We start from the raw sequence: 11,266 nt of genomic DNA, 5'->3' as shown, positions 1-11,266 counted from the left end.
GACGAACCCCCGGCGGCTCAGCCCGCGCCCGTCGCCCCCGGTGGCGGCGACTTCGCCGCTTTGCTGCAGAGGCAGGGCGTGGTGTTGCCCGAGGGCGTCGATCCGGTGGCCACCGCGACGGAGGCATGCGGCCGCTTCGACGGGGGTCAGCAGATGGACGAGGTATCGGGTTGGTTGGGTGAGCACGGGCGACTCGGGCCGGAGCAGCAGGGCTTCTTCCTGGGTGCGGCCGTGGGGACCTACTGCCCCCAGAATTTCCCCAAGCTCGGCTGACGGCCCGGCGTCTCACATCCGGGAGTACCTGGCCCGCGCGATCGAGTAGACACCGTAGAGAGCGATCCCCACTCCGGTCGTGATGAGCAGGATCTGCCCGAACGGCTGCGCGCCGACCGTCCGCAGGGCGGCATCCAGGCCACCCGCCTTCTCTGGGTCCGCCGTCGCGACCGCCGCGATGACCAGGCCGCCGAGGATGACCAGCGCGGCGCCCTTGGCGATGTACCCGAGCTGTCCGGAGACGACGATGGCCCGCCCCACGGTGCCGCCGCCGGTGCGTTCGAGCTCCTCGACGAACTTCTTGGTGACGCCCGTGTAGACGTGATGCGCGCCGACGCCGATGATCACGAGGCCCGCCACGACGAGCGCGACCTTACCCGCTCCGGAGCCCAGCAGTCCGGCGGTGGTGCCGGACGCGGTCTCGGAGTCCGAATCGGATCCTCCCGAGGCGAACCGGGCCGTCGTGACCCCGAGGGCCAGGTAGACCGCGGCCTTGGCTCCCGCTTTGGCCCTGTCCGAGGCCTCCTCGGACCCCAGTATCATCTCGACGACCTGCCACAGGCCCAGGGCGAGGAAGCCGACCGCGCCGGCCCAGAGCAGCGCCTGGCCACCCGGGGCGGACGCGATCTCTGCGAGGGCACCCGAGTGGGACGCCTCCTCGCCGCCCGACCCCGTCGCGATCCGGATCGCGATCCACCCGACGAGCAGGTGGAGGATCCCGTTCATGACGAAACCGGCACGGGCCAGCCACTCGAGTGCGGGATGGTCGACGGCCGAGCGGGCGGCACCCCGCACTGAGCGGGGCGGGCGAGGGGTCTTCATCACAGCACTCTCCCACGAGAGCGGGCCCCCCACGACCTCAGCGGCTCACCACTCGATCTCGCCGAGCACGTCGTTGCGGCGCCGGAGCTCGGCCACCCGCTGTTCGGCCGCGCGGTGTTCCTCCGAGCGTCGCCGCGCCTGCTCGGCGAGAGCGTCCGCCTCGACCTCGGCGAGGAGGAGTTGGAGCCGGTCCTTCTGCTCCCGCAGTGTCTCCACCGAGGTGTCCATGGCGATGAGCTTGCGCGAACCCGCGCTGGCGTGGAGGAAGGGGTTGCGTTCGAGGAGCAACCTCGCCTCCTCGGGGTCCAGCACCCGAGACAGTTTGAGCAGGACCGGGTAGCTCTCGCCTTTCGGGTCGGCCCCCGGTTCGTGGTCCGGGTCGAGGGCGGCCGCGACCACCTTGAGTGGCCTGGCCCTCGGGGACGCACTCCGGAAATCCACGTCGTCTGCGTCCACGAGCTCCCGACCCCTTCTCGTCCCCGCCTCACGGCGTTCCACGGTCCTCGGGTCAACGGTAAACGCCCCGGCCACGGGGGCTGGGGCGTTTGAACTATTTCCGACCTGCTGGATCGGACGCGAGAAAAGAATGTGCTTCACATGCCCTGAAGTGCGAAAACGCCGCGGTGGCGTCGACTGTCACGGGCGGGGAACCCCGATGGGGTTGGAGGCGGGGACCGCCCCGCGGTCGATAAGCGCCCGGGCCAGTGAGGTCAGGACGTCGATGGTTCCGCCGGGGGTGTCCGACAGCAGCACCGACGATGCGGCGAGCTGGTCGGTGAGGTCTTCGATCCGGTCGCGCAGCGCGGTGCCTCGAGGGGTGAGCGTCTGCTCGTCCGAGAGGATTCCGCGGTCGAGGAGCGCGCGACGCGCCGACGCCCACTGCGCGTCGGTCCAGCCGCGGTTCTCCTGGATGATGCGTCGGCTCACCTGCCCCGTGGCGATGTGGGTCATGGCCGCCTCCAGGCCCGTGAAGCCGGTGGCGGTGGCGGCGATGACGTGGCCGTCGCCGCGGTGCTCGCGCAGGACCGTGGTGGCCAACCAGAGGCGCTGCAGCACCGACGTCGGTCGCGGGACCGAGTACCAGGCGCTCGCGAGGGCCCGTCCGTCGAAGGACAGGGTGTCGATGACGCGTTCGAGGTCGTCCGTCACGCGGCGCAACTCGTCGCGAGAACCGGCGTCGGCGTGCTCGGCCAGAACCCTCTCAGCGGCATCGAGCCGTGCGTCGATGGCGGCTTCCGGAGTGATCCGGGTCCAGATCTTGGGGACCGCGCGGGCGACCATCGCGGGTGAGAAGCCGTAGAACAGGGAGGTCACGACCTGCGGTGGCGTCGGCCCCAGAGGGGCGGCGCGTCCCGCGAAGTAGCCGTTCCACCACCCTGTCAGCCCGGTTTCGCTCATGGTCGAAGCGAACTGCGGGTGGAAGTAGCAGATCGCGTGGATGGGCTCGTAGGCACGCCACAGTCGTCGTTCGCCGCTGTGGACCCTGTCGGTGGGGGACATGACGCCATGCTGTCCTGATCGCGGGGCATCTGGCCACTGCCACGTCGCACCGGGTGGACTCCCCGGGTGGTCGTGAGGAGCGTGGACCAGACCAGCCGTGCCGGATTGGATGGCGACGCCGCACGGCCCACGGGGTTCACTCGAGAGCGTCGCGTCGTGAAGAAGGAGCTCGCTGATGACCACAGACGTCCCGCTGGGCCACGCCGAGAGAGCCGGTGACGCCTTCATCGTCCGACGGAGCACCAGACCACCGGGGGACGGACGACTCTCACGCGCCCCGGGCGATCCGGAGTTCGGCCACCACTTCACCGACCACATGGTCCTCATCGACTACTCCGAGACAGGCGGATGGCGCGACGCGCGCGTGGTGCCGTTCGGTCCGCTGTCGCTGAATCCGGGATCGGCGGTCCTCCACTATGGCCAGGGGGTTTTCTAAGAGCTCAAGGTGCCAGCCGGCCATCCCAGCGGGGTGCTCGGATGGATGGCGGTCGAGCCCGATGACGTCGACACCCCGTCGCCGGCAGGCGACGAGACGACCGCTGGCCCGCTCCCGCATCGGCGCCAGACAACTCGCGACGCTACTGGGTGAGTGGGACTCTGCCGAACCGGTCTACGCGGCCCTCAGTGACCGAATCACATTGCTGCTGAGCGACGGTCGACTCGCCACTCACACGCGGCTGCCCGCCGAGCGTGAACTGGCCGAGGAGCTGGGCCGCAGTCGCACCACCATCGTCGCGGCCTACCGGGCGCTGCGCGAGAGCGGACACCTCATCAGCATGAGAGGGTCGGGAAGTGTCCTGGTCCTTCCGCGGGCGCTCCCCGGCCGGATCGCCCTCGAGGTCGACTTCGCACGATCAGTCCCGGCCCCGGTGGCCGGCCTCGACGAGATCGTCCGCGCGGTGGCCGACCGGGCGGCCACCGTGCTCGAGCACTCGGGGTTCGACCTCGTCGGCCAGCAACGCCTGCGTGAATCGATCGCCGCCCGCTACACCGAGCACGGTGCCCAGACCGGACCCGATCAGATTCTGATCACCCTCGGCGCCCAGAACGCCATCGCCCTGACCGCGAGGACGGTGCTGCGGCACGGCGATCGGGTCCTGATCGAGACCCCGACGTACCCGCACGCCTACGAGGCGCTCCGCAACGCCGGCGGGCGGCTCGTCAGTACCCCGGTGACGACGACCGGGTGGGACATCGACCACCTGGTCAGCGCCATCGAGCGAGTGCGTCCCGAACTGATCTACCTCATCCCCGACTTCCACAATCCCACCGGCTCGTCGATGAACGCCGAGCAACGCGAGCGGGTCATCGCGAGTGCCCGGCGCAACGGTGCCCTGGTGTTGATCGACGAGACAACGGCCGACCTCGACATCGACAGACCCGACAGCCCGCCGACGTTCCCCTCGCTGACCACCACGCGAGACGCCGACACGCTGGTGAGCGTGGGGTCGCTGAGCAAGACCATCTGGGGTGGCCTGCGAGTCGGCTGGATTCGCGCGGAGCCCGCCATGATCAGCCGCCTGATCACCCGGAGGCCTGCGGACGACCTCGGCACACCCGTCATCGAACAGCTCATCGCCACCCGGGTACTGGAATGCTACGACCTGCTGCTGACCCGCCGCGCTGATCAACTGAGAGCTGGCCGGGACCTCCTGGTCTCACTCGCGCGGATTCAATCCTGACAGTTGATTTCACAGTGAATCTGCTGGCGCCGGCCGTGGGCGAGTCCCTCATCGCCGAAGCCACGGTGATCAGAAGTGGCCGCACTCTCACGGTGTGCCGACTGGAGGCCTTCACCCTCGAGGCCGGCAGGCGTGTTCATGTCGCGACCGGCCGCCAGACGCTGATCCGTCTCGCCGACACCCCGGATCACCAGGTGTGAACGACGAACGGCGGCTGATGCCGGAAGACGGTGGACACCGTCTCCGCAGCTCAGCCGCCGCTTCGGTGATCAGAGATCGTGGGTGGACACCCTCGGATCAGCAGTCGTAGTAGAGCTCGAACTCGTGCGGGTGCGGGCGGAGGTTGACCGGGGCGATCTCCTTCTCACGCTTGTACGTGATCCAGTTCTCGATGAGGTCCTCGGTGAACACACCGCCCTCGGTGAGGTACTCGTGATCCTGCTCGAGACGGTCGATGACCGCGGGCAGCGAGGTCGGCGCCTGGGGGATGTCGGCGGCCTCCTCCGGCGGGAGCTCGTAGAGATCCTTGTCCACCGGCGCCATCGGCTCGATCTTGTTCTTGACCCCGTCGATACCGGCCATCATCATGGCGGCGAACGCGAAGTACGGGTTGCCGGAGGAGTCGGGGCAGCGGAACTCGATGCGCTTGGCCTTGGGGTTGTTGCCCGTGATCGGGATGCGCACGCAGGCGGACCGGTTGCGCTGCGAGTACACGAGGTTGATCGGCGCCTCGTAACCCGGCACCAGGCGGTGATACGAGTTGATCGTGGGGTTGGTGAACGCCAGCAGCGACGGAGCGTGGTGCAGGATGCCACCGATGTAGTAGCGGGCGATATCGGACAGGCCGGCGTACCCGGACTCGTCGTGGAACAGCGGCTTGCCGTCCTTCCACAGCGACTGGTGGGCGTGCATTCCCGAGCCGTTGTCACCGAAGAGCGGCTTCGGCATGAAGGTGGCGGACTTACCGTTCTTCCACGCGGTGTTCTTGACGATGTACTTGAAGAGCTGGACGTCGTCGGCGGCGCGGAGCAGGGTGTTGAACTTGTAGTTGATCTCCTGCTGCGCACCGGCCACCTCGTGGTGGAAGCGCTCGAGCTCGAAGCCGGCGTTGGTGAGGTTGGTCGACATCTCGTCGCGGAGGTCGACGAAGTGGTCGTACGGGGCGACGGGGAAGTACCCGCCCTTCTCGCGGACCTTGTAACCGAGGTTGGGCGACCCGTCGGCCTCCTGGCCGGAGCCGGTGTTCCAGTTGCCGGCGCTGGAGTCGACCTCGTAGAAGCCGTGGTTGGTGCCCGAGCCGTACCGGACCGAGTCGAAGACGAAGAACTCGGCCTCGGCGCCGAAGAAGCAGGTGTCCGCGATACCCGTGGAGACCAGGTACTCCTCGGCCTTGCGGGCGACGTTGCGGGGGTCGCGGCTGTAGGCCTCACGGGTGAACGGATCGTGGACGAAGCAGCTGATGTTGAGCGTCTTGGCCCTACGGAAGGGGTCGAGCCGCGCCGTGGCGACGTCCGGGAGGAGCATCATGTCCGACTCGTGGATCGACTGGAAACCCCGGATCGAGGAGCCGTCGAACGCCAGGCCGTCCTCGAACAGGTCCTCGTCGAACGCCGCGGCGGCGATCGTGAAGTGCTGCTCGTTGCCCGGCAAGTCGGTGAACCGGATGTCGACGTACTCGACGCCCTCGTCCTTGATGAACTTGATGACCTCGTCCGGAGTGGAGAATGCCACGATGTCGCTCCTCGTCTCTCTGTGCGACAGGCAACCGGTGCCGCCCGTCGTGCGGTGACCTCACGATATGGGCGGGGTGTTGCCCGGCCGTCAACCGAATGTTTCGGCGGTGTTACAGAGGCCTGCCGGGTGACGGTCCCTCCCACTGGGGTCAGCCTAGTCAACCATGGTGAGGGAATACCGATACTGGGCTCGTCCGGTCCCCGGTTACCCTGGGAGCATGCGGGAAATTGCGGGATCATGGCTGTCAGGCCCCACGTCGTCCGGCACCGAGCCGGAGCAGGCGTACAAGGGTGAGCGTCTCGGGTTGCCCGAGCACGGCGAGGGGTCCCTCGCGCCGCTGGGGGTACGACTCGGTGCGCTCCTGGTCGACTGGTTCCTCGCCTACGGGTTCGTCGGACTCGTGGTCTCACTCGGAGGGGCGGGACTTCTCGGCGGGGAGACGTTCTCCGCTGTCGCCAGCTGGGCGACCCCGCTGCTCTGGGGGGTCTCCGGGGTGGTGTGCGTCTGGCTCTTCGCGCAGACTCCCGGGCAGGCGCTCTTCGGGATAGGAACCGCCCGGATCGACGCCGAGGACCGGGTCGGGCTCATCCGCGCCATCGTCCGCGTCTTCTTCGTGTTCTTCCTGATCCCGCCCCTCGTTCAGGACGAGGACGGTCGCGGTCTGCACGACAGGGCCACGGGCACGGCCCTGATCCGGACGCGGTGAGCCGGACGCGCTGAGCCGGAACCGCGAGCCCGTGCGCCGTCCCCGTGGTCGCCGGGTAACCCCGACCGATCGGCTTCGTGCGGGATCAGCCCCGACGGCGGGCGCTGCGCTGCATGTTGCGGACCTTCGCGCCCTGGGGGAGCGGGCCCTTGGGCATCTGGTTCTGGATTCCGGTCTTGGTCCCGAGCGCCCGCAACCTGGTGTCCAGGGCGTCGACCTTCGCGCGGTTGATGTTCATCGGGTACCTGGTCAGGCGGCGGTTGAGCTTGCGCAGGGGGACCTGCTCGGGGGTCGTCCCCTCCTCGTCACCCACGATCAACTCGTAGATCGGGGTGTCGCCGACGACGCGGGCGACCTTCTTCTTCTCCTGCGTCATGAGCGGCTTGAGCCTGTGCGGCTGCCCCTCGCCCACGAGGACGATCCCACACCGTCCGACCACGCGGTGGACCGCGTCGAAGCTGGTGGTCGCGGCGACGGCCTGGTTGACGCGCCACCCGGATCGGAGCTGGTCCAGTGCCCACGCCGCCGCACCGGGCTGGCCCTCGGCCTTGGCGAACACCGTGTTCTGGACGCGGCGGGAGAAGATGACCATCGCCAGCATCAGACCCGTGAGCACACCCAGTGGAAGCATCCACCACTGGCCACCCCACAGCGAACCCAGGAGGAAGAACGCGACGGCGGACAGGATCAACGCGCCGATCATCAGCGGCCACAGCAGTTTGTCCTGCTTGGACTGGATCTTCAGTGCCTGCCACATCTGGCCGCGCTGTGCCTTGCTCGCCTGCCGCCGGGCAGCCCGGGCCGCCTTCTTGTCCGCCTTGCTGACCTCGCTCTTCGCCATACCGTTCAGGATACGTGGCGGGCACCACCACCCGGGAACCGCGGTTCACCGCAGGGGGGCCGAGTGAGACGCGCCGGGCGACCGGGGCGGAGACGCGGTCGCCCGTGCGGGGCTCAGGCCAGGCTGCGTGCCAGCACGGAGGAGGCCTCCTGAGAGGCGGCGCCGCCGGAGGTCAGGTGCGCGAGATGCTCGGGTACCTCCTGGCCGCGGTGTTCGAGAGCCTGGACGTAGAGGCGACCGGCCCGGTACGAGGACCGCACCAGTGGGCCGGCCATGACCCCGGCGAAACCGATCTCGCGCGCCTGTTCGGACAGCTCCACGAACTCCTCCGGCTTGACCCAGCGGTCGATCGGGTGGTGCAGCGGGCTCGGCCGGAGGTACTGGGTGATGGTGAGGATGTCGCACCCCGCGGAATGCAGGTCGACCATCGCGTCGACGATCTCCTCCGTGGTCTCGCCCATCCCCAGGATGAGGTTGGACTTGGTGACCAGCCCGAAGTCACGGGCGGCGCGGATCACTCCGAGGGACCGGTCGAACCGGAACGCCGGCCTGATGCGCTTGAAGATCCGGGGGACCGTCTCCAGGTTGTGTGCGAGCACCTCGGGCCGCGACTCGAAGACCTCCGCGAGCTGGTCCGGGTCCCCGTTGAAGTCGGGGATCAGGTTCTCCACCCCGGTGTTGGGGTTGAGTTCGTGGATCTTGCGGACCGTCTCCGCGTACAGCCACGCGCCGCCGTCCGGCAGGTCGTCACGGGCGACACCGGTGATGGTGGAGTAGCGCAGACCCATCTCGCGCACCGACTCCGCCACCCGTCGCGGCTCGTCGCGATCCAGGGCGCTCGGCTTACCGGTGTCGATCTGGCAGAAGTCGCAGCGTCTCGTGCACTGTTCGCCGCCGATGAGGAACGTGGCCTCGCGGTCCTCCCAACATTCGTAGATGTTGGGACACCCGGCCTCCTCGCACACCGTGTGCAGACCACCGGTCTTGACGAGGCTCTTGAGTTCCTTGTACTCCGGACCCATGGTGGCCCGGGTCCGGATCCACGACGGCTTCCGCTCGATCGGCGTCTCGGCGTTACGGGCCTCGATGCGGAGCAGCTTGCGGCCTTCAGGAGTCACAGTCACGGCCGCAAGCCTACTCTCGATTCACTGCACGGGCAGTCGTCCGTCGAGCGCCTCCACCACGTCGGAGGTGACCTGGTCGAGGACCTCCGAGACGGGGACGTCCCGTCCGAGTTCGGCCGAGAGGGACGTGACCCCGGCGTCGACGATCCCGCAGGGGACGATCCGCGAGTAGGCGTCGAGATCACAGTCGCAGTTGAGCGCGAAACCGTGCATCGTCACCCCGCGCTGGACACGGATCCCGATGGCGGCGATCTTGCGCTCCGGCCGGCCGTTCCCGGCCGGACACCACACCCCGGACCGGCCGTCCACCCGGTCGACCTCCACCCCCATCCGGGCGCAGGTGGTGATGAGGGCCTGCTCCACCCGGCGTACGTACTCGACCACGTCGATGGGATCCGACAACGCGATGATGGGGTACCCGACCAGTTGCCCGGGCCCGTGCCAGGTGATCCGGCCACCCCGGTCCACATCGACGACGGGGGTCCCGTCGACCGGGCGATCCGCTGGCTCCGTGCGCTTGCCGGCGGTGTACGTGGCCGGGTGCTCCAGGAGCAGGATCGTGTCCCCGCGGGTGCCCTCGGCCCTCTCCTCGGCCAGTATCCGCTGCAGATCCCAGGTGGGCGTGTACTCGACGGTCCCGAGTCGGCGGATCTCCGGCTCGACCGGATCGCGGCGCAGGGACTGACCGGTGTGCGACATGGCGACCACTCTAGGCGGGACGACCCCGACGACGACGACGGGCGCCCTCCGGGGGAGGGCGCCCGTCGTTCCGTCGTCGAGACCTACAGCGCGAGGTCCCCCTCGAACTCGGCCCTCTGGAGACGGTCCTTGACCGTGGTGAGGAACCGGCCGGCGTCGGCGCCGTCGATGAGGCGGTGATCGTAGGTCAAGGGGAGGTACCCCATCGACCTGATGGCGATCGACTCGCCGTCGTCGTCGACATCCACCACGGGGCGCCGCACGATCGCACCGGTCCCCAGCATCGCCGCCTGCGGCGGCACGAGGATCGGGGTGTCGAACAACGCACCCTCGCTCCCGATGTTGGTGATGGTGAACGTCCCGCCCTGGAGGTCGTCCGGGGTCAGCTTGGAGGCCCGCGCCCGCTCCGCCAGGTCGATGATCGCCTTGGCGAGCCCGGGGATGTCCAGGTCCTGGGCGTCGCGGATGACCGGTGAGAGCAGCCCGGCCTCGGTGTCCACGGCGATACCGAGGTTCACGGACCCGTGGTATGTGATCTCGTTGCTGTCCTCGTCGTACGACGCGTTGACGTTCGGGTGGGAGACCAGCGCCTCGACCACAGCCTTGGCGTAGAACGGCAGGTAGGTGAGCTTGACGCCGTGCGTGTCGGCGAACTGGCTCTTCGTCCGTGCCCTCAGCTGCGCGACGCGGCTCATGTCCACCTCGAAGACCTGGGTGAGCTGCGCGCTGGTCTGGAGCGACTCGCGGGTCTTCTTGGCGGTGATCTTGCGGATCCGGTTGGCCTTCTTGGTGGTCCCGCGCAGCTCCGCGAGTTCGGGCCGGACCCCGGCCGTGGACGGGCCGCCCGCCGGGGCCTTCTTCTCCGCGGGAGCGTCCGCGCCGCCCTCGGCACCCCCCTCGGCCGCGGCGAGGACGTCCTGCTTGCGGATGCGGCCACCGATCCCGGTGCCCTTGACGGAATCAAGATCCACGCCGTGCTCCTGCGCGAGCTTGCGCACGAGCGGCGTGACGTACGGGGAGGATCCGGTGGACGAGTCGGCGGCGTCGGCCGTGCCCCCGGCCGCGTCGGCGCCGCTGTCGCCGCCCTTGTCCCCGGCCGCCGCGAGGACGTCCTGTTTACGGATGCGCCCACTCGCCCCGGAACCCTCGACGGTGTCGAGGTCGACACCCTTCTCCTCGGCGAGCGCGCGTACCAACGGCGTGGCGGACGGCGAGGTGCCGGACTTGGCGGCTTCCGCCGGTTCGGCCCGCTCACGGTGGCCACCCGACGCCTTCTCGCCGCCATCGGACCCCGTGGACTTCTCGGCCTTCGCCGCCGCCTTGTCCGCGGCCTTCTTCTCGGTCTCCGGGGTGTTGCCCGCCGCGTCGTCCTGCTCGGCGGCACCGGCCGCATCGGTGGCGTCACCTTCCGCCTGAGCGGGGGCGTCGTCCGGCCGGGCGGACTCCGCGGCGTCGGAGGTGCCCTCGTCCTCGGGTTGGTCGTCCTGGTCGGAGGCGTCTGCGTCTCCGATGACGGCGAGGACCGCGCCGACCTCGACGGTGTCGTCCTCGTCGGCGACGATCTTCTGGATGGTGCCGGCGACGGGGGAGGGGATCTCGGTGTCGACCTTGTCGGTGGAGACCTCGAGCAGGGGCTCGTCGACCTCGACGGTGTCGCCGACGGCCTTGAGCCAGTTGGTGATGGTGCCCTCGGTGACGGATTCGCCGAGTTCGGGCATGGTGACCTCGGTGCCCTTGCCGCCGGAGCCCTTCGAGCCGGAGCCCTTGGTGGCGGAGGACGAGCTGGGCGCGGGCTCGTCTGCCTCGTCGCTGTCCTGATCGGCGGTGTCGGGGGCCTCGTCGGCGGAGTCGTCAGCGTCGGAGGCGTCCTCCGCCGTCTCGTCGC

Annotated in this window: 13 protein-coding genes; 5 read left to right on the top strand and 8 right to left on the bottom strand. The window is 69.1% G+C overall.

Translation table 11 applies throughout. The features are described from left to right. Nucleotides 1-273: DUF732 domain-containing protein (locus IY392_RS18885; protein WP_194862051.1), on the top strand; the 273-nt coding region annotated here is incomplete at its 5' end. Between the two features lie 12 nt (nt 274-285). On the opposite strand, the gene IY392_RS18880 is transcribed toward IY392_RS18885, so the two are convergent. From IY392_RS18880 to IY392_RS18870, 3 genes are all read right to left on the bottom strand, one after another. Then, the gene (locus IY392_RS18880) at nt 286-1,095 is read right to left on the bottom strand and encodes a DUF1206 domain-containing protein (RefSeq protein WP_017835590.1); all 810 of its coding nucleotides are present in this window, start codon (nt 1,093-1,095) and stop codon (nt 286-288) included. Between the two features lie 45 nt (nt 1,096-1,140). Then, nucleotides 1,141-1,551 carry a hypothetical protein gene (locus IY392_RS18875; RefSeq protein ID WP_107756170.1) on the bottom strand — a complete coding sequence of 137 codons (411 nt, stop codon included), beginning with the start codon at nt 1,549-1,551 and terminating at the stop codon, nt 1,141-1,143. 180 nt (nt 1,552-1,731) lie between these two features. Continuing rightward, complete coding sequence (locus IY392_RS18870; RefSeq protein WP_194862050.1) at nt 1,732-2,595, bottom strand: hypothetical protein; 864 nt, start codon at nt 2,593-2,595, stop codon at nt 1,732-1,734. 175 nt (nt 2,596-2,770) lie between these two features. Here IY392_RS18870 and IY392_RS18865 point away from each other — a divergent pair, with 175 nt between their 5' ends. The 3 genes from IY392_RS18865 to IY392_RS18855 all read left to right on the top strand — a co-directional run bounded on the left by IY392_RS18865 (nt 2,771) and on the right by IY392_RS18855 (nt 4,477). Beyond that, nucleotides 2,771-3,031 carry a hypothetical protein gene (locus IY392_RS18865; RefSeq protein ID WP_194862049.1) on the top strand — a complete coding sequence of 87 codons (261 nt, stop codon included), beginning with the start codon at nt 2,771-2,773 and terminating at the stop codon, nt 3,029-3,031. 61 nt (nt 3,032-3,092) lie between these two features. Beyond that, nucleotides 3,093-4,277, top strand: a complete 1,185-nt coding sequence (locus IY392_RS18860; protein WP_228549647.1) for a PLP-dependent aminotransferase family protein — start codon at nt 3,093-3,095, stop codon at nt 4,275-4,277. Nucleotides 4,278-4,291: 14 nt separating this feature from the next. Further along, entirely contained in the window at nt 4,292-4,477 is a 186-nt protein-coding gene (locus tag IY392_RS18855; RefSeq protein WP_309234222.1) for a hypothetical protein, read from the top strand. Between the two features lie 97 nt (nt 4,478-4,574). On the opposite strand, the gene glnA is transcribed toward IY392_RS18855, so the two are convergent. Further along, on the bottom strand, nt 4,575-6,008 hold the full coding sequence (gene glnA, locus IY392_RS18850; RefSeq protein WP_095719132.1) for a type I glutamate--ammonia ligase: 1,434 nt from the start codon (nt 6,006-6,008) through the stop codon (nt 4,575-4,577). A gap of 220 nt (nt 6,009-6,228) precedes the next feature. Between glnA and IY392_RS18845 the strand changes: the two genes are divergently transcribed. Continuing rightward, on the top strand, nt 6,229-6,717 hold the full coding sequence (locus IY392_RS18845; RefSeq protein ID WP_095719131.1) for an RDD family protein: 489 nt from the start codon (nt 6,229-6,231) through the stop codon (nt 6,715-6,717). An 85-nt stretch (nt 6,718-6,802) separates the two neighbouring features. On the opposite strand, the gene IY392_RS18840 is transcribed toward IY392_RS18845, so the two are convergent. The 4 genes from IY392_RS18840 to sucB form a co-directional block, all read right to left on the bottom strand. After that, nucleotides 6,803-7,558, bottom strand: coding sequence for a DUF4191 domain-containing protein (locus IY392_RS18840; RefSeq protein ID WP_107756174.1), 756 nt, complete (start codon nt 7,556-7,558; stop codon nt 6,803-6,805). Between the two features lie 113 nt (nt 7,559-7,671). After that, on the bottom strand, nt 7,672-8,682 hold the full coding sequence (gene lipA, locus IY392_RS18835) for a lipoyl synthase (protein WP_107756175.1): 1,011 nt from the start codon (nt 8,680-8,682) through the stop codon (nt 7,672-7,674). Nucleotides 8,683-8,703: 21 nt separating this feature from the next. After that, nucleotides 8,704-9,381 (bottom strand): lipoyl(octanoyl) transferase LipB, encoded by a 678-nt coding sequence (lipB, locus tag IY392_RS18830; RefSeq protein WP_194862048.1) that lies wholly within the window; start codon nt 9,379-9,381, stop codon nt 8,704-8,706. An 83-nt stretch (nt 9,382-9,464) separates the two neighbouring features. Then, nucleotides 9,465-11,266 (bottom strand): 2-oxoglutarate dehydrogenase, E2 component, dihydrolipoamide succinyltransferase (gene sucB, locus IY392_RS18825; protein WP_228549646.1); only part of this gene is annotated, 1,802 nt, incomplete at its 5' end.

The organism is Dietzia sp. SYD-A1, from assembly GCF_015356725.1.
Taxonomy (GTDB): Bacteria; Actinomycetota; Actinomycetes; order Mycobacteriales; family Mycobacteriaceae; genus Dietzia.
This window is presented reverse-complemented; position numbering and strand designations above follow the sequence as displayed.

Bases quoted from the DNA above. Each gene is read 5' to 3' on its own strand.
- IY392_RS18845 (WP_095719131.1), top strand. From the start codon at position 6,229: ATGCGGGAAATTGCGGGATCATGGCTGTCAGGCCCCACGTCGTCCGGC.
- IY392_RS18865 (WP_194862049.1), top strand. From the start codon at position 2,771: ATGACCACAGACGTCCCGCTGGGCCACGCCGAGAGAGCCGGTGACGCC.
- IY392_RS18880 (WP_017835590.1), bottom strand. From the start codon at position 1,095: ATGAAGACCCCTCGCCCGCCCCGCTCAGTGCGGGGTGCCGCCCGCTCG.
- IY392_RS18840 (WP_107756174.1), bottom strand. From the start codon at position 7,558: ATGGCGAAGAGCGAGGTCAGCAAGGCGGACAAGAAGGCGGCCCGGGCT.
- lipB (WP_194862048.1), bottom strand. From the start codon at position 9,381: ATGTCGCACACCGGTCAGTCCCTGCGCCGCGATCCGGTCGAGCCGGAG.
- IY392_RS18870 (WP_194862050.1), bottom strand. From the start codon at position 2,595: ATGTCCCCCACCGACAGGGTCCACAGCGGCGAACGACGACTGTGGCGT.
- IY392_RS18860 (WP_228549647.1), top strand. From the start codon at position 3,093: ATGACGTCGACACCCCGTCGCCGGCAGGCGACGAGACGACCGCTGGCC.